We start from the raw sequence: 15,822 nt of genomic DNA on the forward strand, positions 1-15,822 counted from the left end.
ACCGATGACCACCACAGAAAAGCACAGCGCCGACGCGGCCGCCGAAGAGGGCCGCATCACCGACGAGGACATCGAACGCGCCAAAGGGCAGATCGGAATTCCCGTTCACCAGCGCGACGAAGCGTGGAACAAGCTGCCGTCGGCCGACGCCATCACGCACTTCGCCTTCGGCTGCGGTGACGACAACCCGTTGTTCCACGACCCGACGTACGGGCCGTCGACACGCTGGCACGGACAGATCGCATCGCCGACCTTCCCGATCGCGACGGGCCTGGATCAGACCCCTAAGTTCACCGATCCGGAGCGGAAGAAGCTGTTCCGCGGTCTGTTTCGCGGAACTGGCAAGTACTACTCGGGGGTGAAGTGGACGTGGTACCGCCCGATCTACGCGGGCAGGCCGGTCTTAGCGGAGAACTACACCCTCGACGTCCAGGTGAAGGAAAGTGAATTCTCCGGTGGGCGTTCGGTCAAGGAAACCTTCCGTTACCTCTACGTCGACATCGACGGCAACCCGATCGCGACCCGCGACGAGTCCTACATCAACGCCGAGCGTCACGGCTCGAAGAAGTCCGGGAAGCTTAAGGACATCGCGCGCAAGCACTGGACTCCCGAGGAGTTCGCCCAGGTCGAGGAAGAGTACGAGGCAGAGCAACGGCGAGGCGCTGATCCCCAGTGGTGGGAGGACGTCTCGGTGGGCGACGAACTCCCCGGAATCATCAAGGGCCCGTTGACTGTCGTCGACATCATCTCGATGCACATGGGGTGGGGCTGGGGCGGCTATGGCGTGGGGCCGCTGAAATTCGCCCACCAATTACGCAAGCGGATGCCCGCTTTCTACCAGCCGGATGAGTATGGCGTCCCCGACGTCGTGCAACGACTGCACTGGGATGCCGAACGCGCTCAGGCACTTGGTATTCCGGCGCCGTACGACTATGGTCAGATGCGCGCGGCGTGGGTAAGCCACCTGCTGACCAACTGGACCGGTGACGACGGCTGGCTGGCTGAGATGGATCTGCAACTACGCGGCTTCAACTACCACGGAGACGTGCACCGCTGCACTGGCACGGTCACCTCAAAGGGCGAGGGGGCTGAAGACCCAGTGTCGCTGGACGTCTTCGCCACCAGCCAGCGGGGCGAAACCACCACGCGAGGCACCGCCAAGGTGTTGCTGCCGTCGAAGGCGACCGGTGCTGTTGTGCTGCCGATCCCGGATGCCGATCTGCGAAGGCGGGGAGCACAGGTCGTTTCGCGAGTTTCTGGCAAAGTCGGTGAAGAAATGCGACGACTGTATGGAGAGTGAGATCACCACATGAAAAGACTCGTTCTGGAGCCGGAGCACGAGGCATTCCGCGAGACGGTCCGGCAGTTCATCGAGCGTGAACTCGTGCCAAACGCCGAGCGTTGGGAAGCCGACCGCATCGTCGACCGCTCGGCGTTCGTCGCCGCTGGCAAATACGGGTTGATCGGGTTCAACATGCCCGAGCAGTACGGCGGCGGGGGAGTCGACGACTTCCGGTTCAACGCGGTCATCGACGAGGAGATCGCCCGATACGGAGGGCCGTCGCCGTCGTTGAGCCTGCAAAACGACGTTGTGGGCCCGTACTTCTCGTCGTTGGCCAACGATGAGCAGAAGGAGCGCTGGCTGCCGGGCATCATCAGCGGCGAACTGATCGTCGCCGTAGCGATGACCGAGCCTGGCGCGGGCAGCGACCTGGCCGGGATCCGCACCTCGGCCGTCCGCGACGGTGACGACTGGATCATCAACGGCGCCAAGACATTCATCTCATCCGGCATCAACTGCGATCTGGTAGTGGTGGTATGCCGCACAGACCCCGAGGCCGGCCACAAGGGCTTCACATTGCTCGTGGTCGAGGCGGGCATGGAGGGCTTCAGCCGCGGCCGCAAGCTCGAAAAGATGGGGTTGCATTACCAGGACACCGCCGAGCTAGCCTTCGAGAACGTTCGGGTGCCATCGGCGAACCTGCTGGGCAAAGAGGGACGCGGCTTCTATCACCTGATGCACAACCTTCCGTCGGAGCGGTTGTCCATCGCCATCTCAGCCATCGCCGGCGCACGCGAGACCTGGCGGCAGACCTTGCAATACGCCAAGGACCGCAAGGCTTTCGGCCAGTCGATCGGCAGCTTCCAGCACAACCGATTCCTGTTGGCCGAGATGGACACCGAGCTCGAGATCGGTGAGCAATACATCGACAGGTGCCTCCAGGCGGTAGTGGACGGGGAACTCACCGCAGTCGAGGCATCGAAGGCAAAATGGTGGTGCACCGAGACCGCCAAGAAGGTGATCGATGGCTGCGTGCAGTTGCACGGCGGCTATGGCTATATGACGGAATACCGCGTCGCGCGCGACTATATGGACAATCGCATCATGACGATCTTCGGTGGCACCACCGAGATCATGAAGGACATCATCGGACGCGACCTCGGCCTATGATCCCGTTGCGATGAACGGCATCTCGGTCGAGCACGACGGCGCGGTGCTGCGGATCCGGCTGGACCGACCGGAGAAGCTCAACGCCGTCGACACCCCCATGCTCGAGGAGTTGTCGGTTCACATTCGCGATGCCGAGGCAGACGAATCAGTCCGCGCGGTGCTGCTCACCGGTGCCGGTCGAGCATTCTGTTCCGGCGGCGACCTGACCGGCGGTGACACTGCGGGCGCCGCTGATGCCGCCAACCGGGTGGTCCGGGCGATCACCTCGCTACCCAAGCCGGTGATCGCCGGTGTCCATGGAGCGGCCGTTGGCTTCGGGTGTGCGCTGGCGCTCGCCTGCGATCTGGTGGTGGCCGCGCCAGCGTCGTACTTTCAGTTGGCCTTTACCCGGGTCGGGCTGATGCCGGACGGGGGTGCGTCCGCGCTGCTGCCATTGCTGATTGGTCGAGCGCGCACCGCTCGCATGGCCATGACCGCGGAAAAGATCTCCGCTGCAACCGCATTCGAATGGGGGATGATCTCGCACATCACTTCCGCGGGCGAATACGAGTCGGTGCTGACCGACGTGCTGCGGTCGGTCTCCGGCGGTCCAACGTTGGCGTTCGGCTGGACGAAGCGTGCGCTGGCCGCAGCGACCCTGGCCGAGCTCGAGCCGGTGCAAGCTATCGAAGCCGAGGGGCAGTTGGCGTTGGTCGAGACCGCTGACTTCAGAGAAGGGGCACGCGCCTTCCGCGAACGGCGCACCCCAAATTTTCGTGGCCACTGAGCACAGGAGAGTCGACGTGACAACCCAGACAGTACGAGTAGACAACTTGGACATCGAATACACCGACAGCGGAACGGGTTCGACGATCCTTTTCGTCCACGGCGTCTATGTCACCGGCGCGGTGTGGAACGACGTCGTGGCTGAACTAGGGGAGGGCTGCCGCTGCATCGCGCCGACCTGGCCGCTGGGCGCGCATAGCACCCCCACCGGCGGCGCCGACCTGGGCGCTGAGGCGGCAGCGCGGCGCATCGTCCACTTCATGGAAGCCCTCGATCTGACCGACGTCACCGTGGTGGCCAACGACACCGGTGGTGGACTGGTGCTGGCATCGCTGGGCGATCCAGGTCTGGACACATCCCGCATCGCCCGTCTGGTACTCACCAATTGCGATAGCTACGAACACTTTCCGCCTGGCTCCTTCGCTCAGATCGTCAAGCTGTGCCGTCTCAGCTCCCGGGTGGGTGGAGGAATTGTCCGCCTGTTGGCCACTGAACCAGGGCAGAGCTTCTTCCTGAAGGCGGTGTCCAAGCACCCGCCCTCCCACGAGCGGCAACGGGAGATCTTCGGCGCGTTCGCCACCAGCCGAGCGGCCCGTCGCGACGCGGTCATGGTGACCGCCTCACTGGATCCGGCGCTGACTCTGCGTGCCGCACCTGCGATCAAGGCGTTCGACAGACCCGTCACATTGACATGGGGCACCGAGGATAAACTGTTCCCCCTCGACCATGCTCGCCGGCTACGCGACGCGTTTCCACATGCCGCGTTGATCGAGATCCCGGATTGCTCCGCCTTTGTCATGATCGATGCGCCCGCGAAACTCGCTGAGGCGATCCGCAACGGATGACCGGCTAAGCCCCAATGATCACGGTTCCAGAGCCGGCAGCCTAGATGGTGCGTGCCCAGCATTTCCAGGGCAATGCTTGTGCGCCGCAGGGAGGTATCGATGCACATCAAGTCCACGACTTGATCGAACTGAAGCTCGAGGGTGCCATCACCTGAGCTCCGGTCAGCTCACCACCATTGACGGTGGTGGCGTGAATCCCGGGTTCGACAACGCCGTTGCCATCCCGCTGCCGATCGGCCCGGTTTCGTCAAACAGGGTCGCCACCCCAGTGGCGACCCCCGCATGGCTGTAGTGCGTCACCGACGCCAATCCGATGTAGACACCTTCCGGCAGGCGACTGAGCGTGATCGTGTAGTCGGCGTTGATGAACTGCAATCCCTCAGTACCCCAATTGGTTAGCGAGCTGGTGACGTCTCCGGCCATGACGGCGCGAGTGAAAGGCGATAATGGCTCGTCATCGACGAGAAACTTCGTCTCCCGCATCCACGCGAATTTCTGGCCGTGGTGTCGCCACTCTTTGATGCCGACACCCGGACTCCCCGCGACTGGGTCCCGGCCGAACGAGTGAAACACCATCGGGGCATCGTCATTCAGCACGTCGGGCTCCGCGGGCACTGCGGGCATCGTGACGGGTGACGTCCACACGGTGTCCACGGCATGCTCACTCCGGCGGAGGAACAATGCGCTGGCCCGCGCCACGATCACGTCGTTCTGAGTCATGACCGCGTCGACCAGTCGAAGTCGGCGGCCGTCACGCACAACCGAGGAATGCATCTGCAGTGGTTGCAACGCCACCGGCCTGAGCAGGTCGACGGTCAGCCGGGCGGGTTGAAGGTCGACATCGTCTACTTCTTGCTCGACCGCTCGCCCCAACAACCCACCGATGTAATTGCCGCTGAGCGACGGACCCCATGGCCCTCTCGCCAAAGAAGTAGGCACATAGCATTTTCCGTCGGTGACGAAGAAGCACGTCGGTGCTGGGTCGGATTGATTCGTCGATGATGAGTCTGTCACCTGATCTCTAGCCCCTTAACCGGCATCGCTCGATGAGTATCTCGGCCAATCGCACCGGATGGCTGAACATCACCTCGTGGCAGGCATCGACGGGGATAACGGTATCCACCCCGCCGAGTGCCGCGATGCTGGCGTGCTGTGAGGCCACCGACAGGGCGCGGTCGCGGGTGGTCAATATCCAGGTGCGCGGCACATCGGTGGGTAGTCCGCTGCGGTCGACCGGCTCTCCGGGTATCCGCGCTGACTCCGCTTGCAGTTTGGACATCGTCAGCCGGCGCTGCGCGGGGGTCATGCCGTTGCAGAACGCCCAGCGTGCCGCCGGCGTTGGAATCTTCATGGGTCTGCCGATACGCGCGGCGCGCCGAGCGAAGACCGCCAGCGGTCCGCCGAGTGTGTCCGCGATGGCCGAGCCCTGCGGCGGAACGAATGCCGTTGCCAGAATCATCTCCCGGACTCGGGAGGGACCGAGCTTAGCGACGACGCCGGGGACGGTCACACCCGCCATCGAGTGGCCCACGATCACGATGTCACCGAGACCCGCTTCCTCGATGTCGGCGACGACAGAGTCCACCCAATCGGCGATCGTGACGGTCGCGAGGTCGCCTGGCTTATTGCCGTGTCCGGGCAGATCCACTGCGAGAGTGCGTAATCCGGGTTCCTGGCGGCGCAATTCGGCGATGACGAGATCCCAGCAGTCACCGGCGTGCTCGCCGCCGTGGACGAGCACGAGGTCGGGCAGGGACTTGACGGCGCCGTTCATCGGGAGTTGATCAACTGGGAGCTCAGCATGTCGATGTCGGTCCGGAAGTCTGTGTAGCTCCTGCTGGCCGGCTCGATGGTGATCCACGTGACACCCGCCTCGGCGTAGGCGTCCAGCCGCGGCTGCACCGCGGCGCAGAATCTCTCGCAGTTGCCGCTGGCGAGCAGGTGCGCTTCGAACGGAACGAAGGCGACGTCAGCAGCGCCGCGGCCCGCTTCCGCCCGCTGCTTGTTCACCCTCGCGATCCAGTCACCAAGCGTGTCGATGTCCTCGAGTGGGCGGGCGCGGGTGATCGCGGCCATCTCGCCCGACGCGGCCATCGGCATCCAGCCGTCGGCGACCTCCACGACACGACGTTGCGCGGCCGCGCCGTTGCCACCGATCCAGATCGGCGGACCACCCGTCGTCAGCGGCGGTGGCAGCGCGACATGTCCGCTGACCCCGAACTCCGGCCCGTCATGATCGACGCCCGCCCACGTCGCCTTCCACGCCGCGATCGCCTCGTCGAGCAGTGCGCCGCGCCGGTCGAAATCGGCTCCTAGCGCTTCGAATTCGGCCTTGAGATAGCCGGCTCCCGTGCCTAATGTGAACCGACCACCCGAGAGCAGATCGAAGCTCGCGGCCGCTTTGGCCGTCAGATACGGGTTGCGATAACCCGACACCAGAATGTAGGTCATCAATCGGATGCGGGTGGTGGCGGCCGCCGCGAAGCTCAGCGACACGAACGGATCGAAAGCGTGGTGGCCGCCGCGGGCCAGCCACTCCCGATCCGGATAGGGGTGTTCGGACATGGAAAAGCCATCGAAGCCGGCCTCTTCCACCAGTCGTGCGACGTCCCCGATACCGGCGCCTTCGCACCAGCGGTTCCAGTGCTTGACGGCCCGCATCGGAAACATCAGGTTGTATTGCACTTCGGTCCCTTTCAGCTCCATTGTCGCCGCGGCTATCGCACCAGCGATCGCGCGATGATCTCGCGCTGGACTTCCGTCGCACCTTCGCCCAGACGCTTGACGCGCAGGTCGCGAAACCATCGCTCCAGCGGCAGTTCGGTAGAGATTCCCAGTGCGCCGTGAATCTGGATGCACCGATCCAGAACTCGGTATGCTGCTTCGGTTCCGAACATCTTGGCCACCGACGCATCCACCCGGACGTCGCGTCCGAGGTCGGCGTTCGATGCGGCCTGGTACATCAGCAGCCGTGCGGCCCGCAGGTCTACCTCACTGTCCACCAGCATCCACTGGATGCCCTGCTTGTCAGCCAGCCTGCCGCCGAACACGTCTCGGTCCCTGGCCCATCGGCAGGCCATGTCCAGCGCGCTCTGCGCAATGCCGATCGGCCCGGCGGCGTACACGATGCGGCCGTGCACCAGGAACTCCCCGGCTAACGAAAAGCCCTGTCCCTCTTCGCCGATCAGCTGTTCGGTCGGGAGCCGAACGTTATCGAAGTGCAGTTCGTAAGGGGCGAAGGACGCCATCACGGGGATCCGGCTGAACGTGACTCCTGGGGTGCCCTTTTCGAGAATGAAAGCCGAGATACCATGGCGCCCCTCACCGGTGCGGGCATACACCACCCCCCAATCGGCGTCGGGAGCATGTGAAATCCACATCTTCGAGCCGTTGAGCAGGTAGCTGCTGCCGTCACGCGTCGCCTTGAGCTTGATCGCCCGCGCCGGATCCGACCCACCGGAAGCCTCGGTGATCGCGGTGTACGCCTTGGACATGATCCCATCGATGACAGGTCGGGCGTACTTTTCGAACTGTTCGGGTGTCGCCTTGAACATAATGTTGGGGGGGTTGCCGCCGAAGGCTCCGAGGGCCGGAAAGAAGGCCCCCATCCGGCATTTCGCTGCCTCCTCGGCGACCACCACTTGGCCGAGGACACTGAGCCCGGCGCCGCCGTACTCCTCGGGCGTCTGCAGTGACCACAGTCCGGCCTCCCTGGCTTTTGCCTGCAGCGCGACGAGCTGTTCGCGGGGTAGCCCGACTGTGTCGTGGTCCAGCTTCTCCTCGACGGGATGCACATGCGCATCCATGAACCGCCGCACCGTATCGCGCAGCATCACCAATTCTTCCGGCAGCTGCCATGCGCCAGAAGGCCCTTCGGACATCAGACCCGTGCCGCAGCAGCAGCCCGCAGGTCGCGTGCACTCTGCAGCTGCGGCTCGTGGTTGGCCTCGTACTGCTCGATCCACTCCTGCGGCAACTTGCCCCATGCCTCACCGATCCGCAGCCGCTGTTCGGAGCTGAACACCTCCGCGGCGACGACGTCACCCACAAAGATGGTGTTCTCGTCGTTGTCCAGCGACCCCGTGATGCGGCATTCCACGTAGCTGTGTGCGTCAAGCAGGATCGGCGCACCAGTGACGCCCGGCTTGCTCCGCAGCTTGGAGATCTTGTCACCGTCCCGGCCCGAGCTGCCGCCGAGGGTCATCAGGATCTCCATCGACTTCTCGATCTCGTGCGGGCCGGCTGACAGCATGTGCATCACGAAAATGCCGGAGTTCAACAGCATGTCGTGCGTCTTATTGTATTTGGTCAGGCTGACGGTCGCGCGTGGCAGCTCCGGCACGATGCTGGCCGAGCCGGCCGACAGCGACATCAGCCCATTAGCGAAACCGCCGTCAATCGTGGTGACCGCCACCGGAAACGGCCGCAGTCCGGCCAGCACCTTGTCGGCGGCCGCGAGATTCAGCGTCATGTCTTTCCCTTTTGTCGATTCAGCCGAGCGTGAACGGGTCGCGAGTCTCTCCGGACAGCTCCACCCAGACCGCTTTGGTCTCGGTGAAGTCCTTCACGGCGTCGATGCCGTTCTCCCGTCCGATGCCGCTGTAGCCGATGCCACCGAACGGAACATGAGGCGCGACGACTCGATAAGCGTTGATCCACACCGTGCCGGCCCGCAGCTTGGCGGCCACCCGGTGCGCGCGGTGGACGTCCTTGGTCCACACCGCCGCGGCCAGTCCGAACTCGGTGCCGTTGGCCGCGGCGACGGCTTCGTCTTCGTCTTCGAAGGTCATCACCGCCAGCACGGGTCCGAAGATCTCCTCAGCGACGGCCCGCATCGACTGGTCGACGCCGGTCAGCACCGTTGGCTTGACGAAGAACCCGCCGAGGTCGCTGGCGGGCTCGCCGCCGTAGGCGACCGTCGCCCCCTGCTCACGTGCAGAAGCGAAGTGCGACAGCACCTTTTCGTACTGCGGCAAGTTGGACACCGGACCCATCTCGGTCGTCGGGTCCTTCGGGTCGCCCAGTTTGATGGTCGCCGCCCGCGCGACGATCTTCTCCACCAACGCGTCCGCGACGCTGCGGTCTACCAGCAGGCGCGAGCCCGCCAGACACGTCTGGCCGGTGGCGGCGAAGACGCCGGCGATCACCCCGTTGGCCGCGGCGTCGAGGTCAGCATCGGCGAACACCACTTGCGCCGACTTGCCGCCGAGTTCGAGTGAGAACCGGGTCATGTTCTCGATCGCGGCCTTGCCGACGTGAATGCCGGTGGCCGTCGACCCGGTGAACGCGACCTTGTCGACGCCCGGGTGCGACGCCAGCGCGGCGCCCGTCTCCGGACCCCAGCCGGTGACGACGTTGATCACGCCCGGCGGAAAACCGGCCTCGGCGAACAGCTTTGCGAACGCCAATGTCGACGTCGGGGTGTGATCGCTTGGCTTGACGACGAACGTGCAACCCGCGGCCAGCCCGGCGGCCAACTTCCAGGTCAACAGCAGTAGCGGTGAGTTCCAGGGCGTGATCGCGCCGACCACGCCGACGGGCTCATGGCGGGTGTAGACGAAGTAGTTGGGCTTGTCCACCGGTATGACGTCGCCCTGCAGCTTGTCTGCCAGCCCGCCATAGTAGAAGTAGTAATCCGGCAGCGACCGCATCTGGCCGACCATTTCGCGAACCAGCTTGCCGCCGTCACGCACCTCGAGTTCGGCGAGCTGGTCGGCTTCGCGCGCGATGATCTCACCGAGTCGGTGCAGCAGCTTGCCGCGGGCGGTCGCAGTGAGCGCACCCCACGGTCCATTCAGCGCGGCACGGGCGGCGGCGACGGCGCGATCCACATCGGCCGCCGCGGCATCGGGCACGCGCGCCCAGGGCCTGCCAGTGAAGGGGTCAACGCTGTCGTAGGTCAATCCCGACGCAGCGGAGGATGGTTCGCCCCCAATCAGGAGGTCGAACTGGACCAACGTCTCGGTCGCGGTGTCGGTCATCGCCTCCTCCTCATCTTGTTCGGGGTTTCTTCTTGTTGTTCAACGAGTCCGGGGTAGCCCCGGCGTTGCCAAGGTCGGTGAAGAACTTGCCGTGCCGGGCGGCGACACTGGGGGTCAGATCACGGGCCTCCCACATCGCGCGAACGGTGCCCTGCACGCCATTGGGTCTGCGCGCGGCGATTTCGGAGGCCAGTTCGAAGGCGCGGACGCGTAATTGGTCGTCCGGGACCACCTCGGTCACCAGCCCGATTCGCAGCGCGGTCTGCGCCGACATCCGCTCCTCGCTGCCGAGCAGCGCCCAGCGCATCACCTCGCCGTAGGGCACGCCAAGGGCCAGCATGCCCATCGGCTCCAGCGCCGAGACGATGCCCGCGTTGGCATGTGGGTCAAAGAAGGTGGCCGTCTCACTGCAGATCGAAAAGTCGCACTGGTTGACGAAGTACATGGCGCCGCCGGCCACGATGCCGTGCAGTGCCGCGATCACCGGCTTCCACACCTTGTGTGCCTTCGGCCCCAGCAATTCTCCCGGATCCTCTTGATTGAAGATCGGTCGGTGCTTCCACCAGGTGCCCTCGGTCACGTCGATGCCGGTGCAGAAGGCGCGCTCGCCGTTGGCGCACAGCACCGCGGCCCGGATGTCCTCGTCGTCGCGCACTCGGGCCCACACCGCGGCGAGTTCGGCGGCCATCTGTTCGGTGAAGCTGTTCATTTTCTCGGGCCGGTTGAGCGCCACGGTGGCGACGTGGTCGGCGACCTGGAATTCAATAGTGGCAAGGTCGGTCTGCTCGATCATCGTCGCTCCTCGGTCGATCCGGTCGATACCGGCATCTTCCCACCCGACTGGCTGACGTGGTTCACCTGGTTAGCGATCTCGCGTTTGAGGATCTTGCCCGCGGGCCCCAACGGGAACTCACGCCAGAACACGAACCGGCGCGGCTGCTTGTAACCGGCCAATTCCGCGCGGCACAACGCAGCCAGTTCCGCAGTCAGTGCGTCCTGATCGCCGACGTGGGATTTGGCAATCACGGCGGCCACCGGCGTCTCACCCCACTCGGGGTCAGGCACCCCGACCACCGCAACCATGTCGACATCGGAGTGCTGCGCGATCACCCGCTCAATCTCCGCCGGGTAGACATTGAACCCGCCGGAGATGATCAGATCGGTCTTGCGACCGGTGATGTGGAGGTAGCCCTCCTCGTCAAGGTAGCCCAAGTCGCCGGAGCGCAGCCCATCAGAACGGAACGTCTCGGCGGTCTGCTCGGGCCGGTTCCAGTAGCCAATCGCGTTGGCGGGGCTGGTGATGACGATTTCGCCGACATCGCCGGGCGGGGCGTCGTTGCCGTCGACGTCGATGACGCGGATCACGCACATCGGGGTTTCCTGTCCGCATGAGGTCGCGATCGAGGTTTTGCCGGCGACGATGTCGCGGTGATCTTGCGGGGTGAGGATCGTTGCCTGTCCTCCGCATTCGGTGAGGCCGTAGCGCTGTTGCAGCTCGCAGCCGAGCAGGTCCATCGCCTTACGTGCCAGGCCCGGCGGCACTGGGGCCGAACCATAGGAGATGCGCCGTAGGCTCGACATGTCCCGCGGTGGGCCGTCTTCGAGGATCGCCAGCGTCCGGTGCAGCATCGTCGGGATGAAGGTCGTGAACGTGATCGCACTGCGTTCGATCTCGTCGATCACCGCCTGCGGGTCGAATCTCTGATGGATCACCATGGTCTGACCGAGATAGAGCCAAGACACCGTGCGGACCATGCCGCCTGCAGTAAAGAACGGTGTCGTCGCGAGCATGACGTCGGAGCGGTTGGCCTCGGTGACCAGGTTCGTGTCGGCCGCCTGGTAGAGCAGGGCGCGATGAGTGTGCATCACACCTTTGGCGCGACCGGTGGTACCGCTGGTGTACAAGATGAACGCCACGTCGTCCGGCGTGATGTCGCGGCGCTCGGCGCCGGGCTGCGCTTGCGCCAGCGCCGTCTCGTAGTCGGTGACCAACTCGCTCGTGCCGAGCATTGAGTGCGCGCCCACGCCTAATATCAGTGCCAGCTCGGTTAATTCGCCCAGGAACTTGTCCAAGTGGTCGGCGTGGATGATCACCGCTCGTGCGCCGGAGTCGTCGCGGACGTGGGCGACTTCGTCGGGAGCCAGCCTGATGTTCACCGGCACCGTGATCAGCCCGGCTTTGGCCAGGCCGAACGAGATCTCAGGCCATTCGATGCAGTTGCGGGCGATCACCATCACCCGGTCGCCCGGTACCAGCCCCCGTCCGATCAGGAAGGCGGCGAGCCGCCGGGCTCTGTCGTCGACCTGCGACCAGGTAAGCGCCCGGTCGGCATCGACCAGCGCACGCTTGTCGGGGTAGCGGCGGGAGTTGTTGGTCGCGATGTCACCGATGAGCATCAGATGAAGTCCGTTCAAATTAGGAAAGCGAGTGTCTCGACCGGGCCGCTTGCGTCGATCAGGTGCACGATCTTGCGAATCAGCCGGGGGCCGTCCTGTGACAAGCGAATCGTGTGGATAACCCGGCCGGCCCAGAAGCGTTGACGTAGACGGTATTCGAATAGAGCGAAGTTGGATTCCACAGTGACGGAGTCGGCGGCCGTTTCCACCACCTCGCTGTTGGAGACCACGCGCCGCATTACCGACGGCGGTGTCTGGGAGTGCCGGTTACCCGTGTTGAGCTGAGCCACCCGGCTTTTGATCCGTCGTCGGTTGTCGTTGATGTAGGCCAGCGTGGTGCGCGGGTCATCGTCGGGGTGCATCGGGACGCGGTACTCGACCGTGTCGTCGTCATCGGCCCACAGCGCTTCCCACTCCGAGTAGCGGCCCTCGTCGGCCAGCCGCGCTTCCAGATAGAGAAACGACAGGATCTCGGGGGCGGGCAGCGCGCGTAGAGCGGGACGTGCCTGGGCTTCGGAGTTGACGGTCATGCTTCGCTTCTCCCACCGACGACCGAGGCCCAATGTGAGTAGAAACCGCGCTGGGGAGTCTCGGCGCTCTTGTCGCGGTTGATGATTCCAGTCATGTCGTCGACATCGCTTTCTATGCCGCGGGCCAGCATCAGCCACTCCGGCAGCTCTGCGGCGAGCCCGGCCTGGTTGCGCATCCCGATCTCTCCGTCGTCGGCGATCAAGAACCCCGCAGGACCCATCGCCCCCTCGGAACGGCGCAGCGTGCGCTCGTTCAACGCATCCTGGCCGGGTATCAGGACCGCGGTGGTGTAGGCGATGGTGCGGTCGGGCGCCTGCGGTTCGACGAACATCACGTTCATCTCGGCGAGGAAGAGGTTGGGCCATATCAACGTGTGTGGTGGACCCACCACCAGTGCGTCGTGCGCCTGCTCGGGGCCGTACGCACCCTCCAGCGCGCCGACGTAGTCGGCGAGCTTGGCTCGCGGGATCCTGCCGTACCAGACGAATTCCTCGTCGAGTTTCCGGTATTCGTCGCTGTAGTCGATCTCGGAATGGCCGTTACCGAGGTCGCGGACCAGCACGTCGACCTTAGTCGGGACGTGCGACACCTTGGCGGGCTTGATCGCGTCGTACACCGAGGCATGGGTGAACAGCGCGTGGTAACCGTCGACGTTGTTCTCCACCACCATCTTCCAGTTGGCGTGGTGCAAGTGCTTCATCCAGTTGGCCCGCAGGTCGATCTCGCGGGTGGGGGACAGGTTGAGCAGACGGTCGATGGCGCGTGTTGCCTTGCCAAGGTGCTCGGTTAACGAGATACCGTCTGGCGCCAATGATGCGAAGACGAATCCGCCGTAGCTGTCGACCCGAGGCGCCTGGGCAAGGCCCAGCTCGGAACGCACCTTGTTGAACTCCTCGCCGTAACCCTCACGCATCGGAACACCCTGCAGAGCACCGGTGTTGCCGAATGTCCAGCCGTGATACGGGCACCGGAACGAGTTGGCGTTGCCCTTCTCGGCGTTGCACAGCTTGTTGGCACGGTGAGTGCAGCGGTTGAGCATCACGCGAACCACGCCATCCTTACCGCGTGCGACGACGACCGGGTCGTGGCCGATCATTCGGGTCAGGTAGTCACCCGGCTCGCTGACCTCGCTCTCGTGGGCGACGTAGACCCATCCGGTCTTGAAGATAGTGTCCATTTCGCGTCGGAAGATCTCGGTGGACGTATACACGGTCCCGTGCACACGGTCGTGGCGGATGACACTGCCGACGTCGAAGTCGTCGACGGCGGGGGCGGATTCAAGTGTCGTCACTGGTCCTCCAGAATGTCGATGGCCGGGATGGCGACGTCGCCGAGGTGGCGGAAACCAATATGGACTGTTGTGCCGATGGGCGGTGCGGTGTCCGCAGGTTGCACGGTCGTCATCACAATCCGGTGCCCACTCGTCAGCTCGACGTCGACGACGGGGTAGGGCACCAGGCCGTGCACCAGGCCCGCTTCACGCCGGTGCATGAGCGTCGCAGCGTGTACGGTCCCGCGTAAATCAACTGTGCGCCAGTCTTGTTCGGCGTTCCCGCATTGGTCGCAGACTTCTTGATCGAGCTCGAGTGGCAGGGCGCAAGCCGCGCAGAACGGCAATGCGAGCTCATTGCGTGCGGCCGCTCGGTACAGCGGCGCCAGCATGTCGTCATCGGCGGCGGGCGCCAGTGCGCTGTCCAGCAGCCAGTCCTCGACCGCGGTGGCGGTCATGCGGCACGCTCCAGCACCAACGCGGCATGGTGGTCCATTCGGCCGCCGATACCGCCGACCAGCGCCACCGTGGCCCCGGGAACCTGACGTTGCCCGCCGGTGCCGCGCAGCTGAATCATCGCCTCCGCCAAGGGCGTCATGCCCTGCAGGTAGAAACCGGACAGCTGGCCACCGCCGGTATTGGTCGGCAGTGTGCCGCCCGGCCCGGTGTGGCCGTCGCGCACGAACGCACCCGCGGGAATGTCACCGGTGAGCCGGTATTCATCGAGCAGCACCAGGGTCACAATCGAGAACGGGTCGTACAGCTCGGCGACGTGCAGGTCTGATCGGGCCATGCCGGCCTGTTCGAGTGCGTCCTGGACCGCGCGGCCACCGCCGCCGAACCACGACTCGGCTCCGGAGCGACGGCGCCGCACCGGATGGTCGCGCCCGGTGCCGCGAACCCGCAATCGGGCGCCCCCGACCGAGGGCCGCCCGGTGAGCACGACGGCGACCGCCCCGTTCACCGGCCGAGCACAATCGAGCAGTCGAAGTGGTTCGGCAACCATCGGGGAAGAGTCATAGCCGGCGTCGTCGAGCGGCTCGCGGTTGACCGCGTCGGGATTGCCGCACGCCCATGCCCTTGCCGTGGTGGCCACGGAGCGCAGCGCGTCGGTGCGGGTGCCGGTGACGTGCAGCCAGCGCTGGGTAAGCAGCGCATACGTCGGGACTGAGCCAAGCAGCCCCGAGGCCCGCTCCAGTCCGCGCACCCCGACGTTGCCGCCACTGTGTGCGTAGGTCGAGCCCGCGCCGCGGCCGGCCACCAGGGGCGCGTCGGCGAACACGCACAGTATGGTTGCCGCCTCAGCGGTGAGGATCGCGTGGCGCGCGCGCTGGATCATGGCGATGGTCGTGGCGCCCTTGATCTCGACGTGCTCCAACAGGCGCAGATCCGAGAAGCCGGCCGCGGCGGCGAAGCCGACGCCCAGTCGTTCCGGCCGAACCCCCTGCGACGAGCCGACCAGGATCCCGTCGATGTCAGCCCGCTCGAGTCCGGCGTCGGCCAATGCGGCGGCGCTCGCCTTGACGGCCAGTTCGAGCGGCGTCGCGCCGGGACGCAGCGACATCGCGGTCATGCCCAGAC

Annotated in this window: 16 protein-coding genes; 4 read left to right on the forward strand and 12 right to left on the reverse strand. The window is 65.1% G+C overall.

The genetic code is table 11. The annotated features are described in order from the left end of the window. Positions 1-4 precede the first annotated feature (4 nt). From OCU_RS31975 to OCU_RS31990, 4 genes are read left to right on the forward strand one after another with little or no spacing between them, the layout of a single operon-like run. Positions 5-1,300 carry an FAS1-like dehydratase domain-containing protein gene (locus OCU_RS31975; RefSeq protein WP_009953803.1) on the forward strand — a complete coding sequence of 432 codons (1,296 nt, stop codon included), beginning with the start codon at positions 5-7 and terminating at the stop codon, positions 1,298-1,300. Between the two features lie 9 nt (positions 1,301-1,309). Then, positions 1,310-2,452 carry an acyl-CoA dehydrogenase family protein gene (locus OCU_RS31980; RefSeq protein ID WP_009953806.1) on the forward strand — a complete coding sequence of 381 codons (1,143 nt, stop codon included), beginning with the start codon at positions 1,310-1,312 and terminating at the stop codon, positions 2,450-2,452. 10 nt (positions 2,453-2,462) lie between these two features. Continuing rightward, positions 2,463-3,218, forward strand: coding sequence for an enoyl-CoA hydratase (locus OCU_RS31985; protein ID WP_014379528.1), 756 nt, complete (start codon positions 2,463-2,465; stop codon positions 3,216-3,218). A 46-nt stretch (positions 3,219-3,264) separates the two neighbouring features. Beyond that, on the forward strand, positions 3,265-4,062 hold the full coding sequence (locus OCU_RS31990; protein ID WP_009953810.1) for an alpha/beta fold hydrolase: 798 nt from the start codon (positions 3,265-3,267) through the stop codon (positions 4,060-4,062). A gap of 162 nt (positions 4,063-4,224) precedes the next feature. Here OCU_RS31990 and OCU_RS31995 read toward each other — a convergent pair whose 3' ends face one another. Genes OCU_RS31995 through OCU_RS32050 form a run of 12 tightly spaced genes read right to left on the reverse strand, consistent with a single transcriptional unit; the run spans position 4,225 to position 15,814 of the window. Beyond that, positions 4,225-5,076: a thioesterase family protein gene (locus OCU_RS31995; RefSeq protein WP_029384511.1), complete on the reverse strand. Its 852-nt coding sequence runs from the start codon at positions 5,074-5,076 to the stop codon at positions 4,225-4,227. A 7-nt stretch (positions 5,077-5,083) separates the two neighbouring features. Further along, positions 5,084-5,836 (reverse strand): alpha/beta fold hydrolase, encoded by a 753-nt coding sequence (locus OCU_RS32000; protein WP_009953812.1) that lies wholly within the window; start codon positions 5,834-5,836, stop codon positions 5,084-5,086. Continuing rightward, a complete protein-coding gene (locus OCU_RS32005; RefSeq protein WP_009953813.1) occupies positions 5,833-6,768 on the reverse strand; it encodes an LLM class F420-dependent oxidoreductase in 936 nt (311 codons plus the stop codon). The genes OCU_RS32000 and OCU_RS32005 overlap by 4 nt, the downstream gene beginning before the upstream one ends. Positions 6,769-6,779: 11 nt before the next feature. Then, complete coding sequence (locus OCU_RS32010) at positions 6,780-7,943, reverse strand: acyl-CoA dehydrogenase family protein (RefSeq protein WP_009953814.1); 1,164 nt, start codon at positions 7,941-7,943, stop codon at positions 6,780-6,782. Then, complete coding sequence (locus OCU_RS32015) at positions 7,943-8,533, reverse strand: flavin reductase family protein (protein WP_014379530.1); 591 nt, start codon at positions 8,531-8,533, stop codon at positions 7,943-7,945. The genes OCU_RS32010 and OCU_RS32015 overlap by 1 nt, the downstream gene beginning before the upstream one ends. Before the next feature lie 19 nt (positions 8,534-8,552). Beyond that, complete coding sequence (locus tag OCU_RS32020; RefSeq protein ID WP_009953817.1) at positions 8,553-10,043, reverse strand: aldehyde dehydrogenase; 1,491 nt, start codon at positions 10,041-10,043, stop codon at positions 8,553-8,555. Positions 10,044-10,053: 10 nt separating this feature from the next. Beyond that, positions 10,054-10,836, reverse strand: coding sequence for an enoyl-CoA hydratase/isomerase family protein (locus tag OCU_RS32025; RefSeq protein ID WP_009953818.1), 783 nt, complete (start codon positions 10,834-10,836; stop codon positions 10,054-10,056). After that, entirely contained in the window at positions 10,833-12,440 is a 1,608-nt protein-coding gene (locus OCU_RS32030; protein ID WP_014379531.1) for a class I adenylate-forming enzyme family protein, read from the reverse strand. The genes OCU_RS32025 and OCU_RS32030 overlap by 4 nt, the downstream gene beginning before the upstream one ends. A 14-nt stretch (positions 12,441-12,454) precedes the next feature. Further along, a complete protein-coding gene (locus tag OCU_RS32035) occupies positions 12,455-12,970 on the reverse strand; it encodes an aromatic-ring-hydroxylating dioxygenase subunit beta (RefSeq protein ID WP_009953820.1) in 516 nt (171 codons plus the stop codon). Next, a complete protein-coding gene (locus OCU_RS32040; RefSeq protein ID WP_009953821.1) occupies positions 12,967-14,262 on the reverse strand; it encodes an aromatic ring-hydroxylating oxygenase subunit alpha in 1,296 nt (431 codons plus the stop codon). The genes OCU_RS32035 and OCU_RS32040 overlap by 4 nt, the downstream gene beginning before the upstream one ends. Continuing rightward, positions 14,259-14,699 (reverse strand): Zn-ribbon domain-containing OB-fold protein, encoded by a 441-nt coding sequence (locus tag OCU_RS32045; RefSeq protein ID WP_009953823.1) that lies wholly within the window; start codon positions 14,697-14,699, stop codon positions 14,259-14,261. The genes OCU_RS32040 and OCU_RS32045 overlap by 4 nt, the downstream gene beginning before the upstream one ends. Continuing rightward, positions 14,696-15,814, reverse strand: coding sequence for a thiolase family protein (locus OCU_RS32050; RefSeq protein WP_036390512.1), 1,119 nt, complete (start codon positions 15,812-15,814; stop codon positions 14,696-14,698). Before OCU_RS32050 ends, OCU_RS32045 begins: the two co-directional genes overlap by 4 nt. Positions 15,815-15,822 lie beyond the last annotated feature (8 nt).

Source organism: Mycobacterium intracellulare ATCC 13950 (assembly GCF_000277125.1).
Taxonomy (GTDB): domain Bacteria; phylum Actinomycetota; class Actinomycetes; order Mycobacteriales; family Mycobacteriaceae; genus Mycobacterium; species Mycobacterium intracellulare.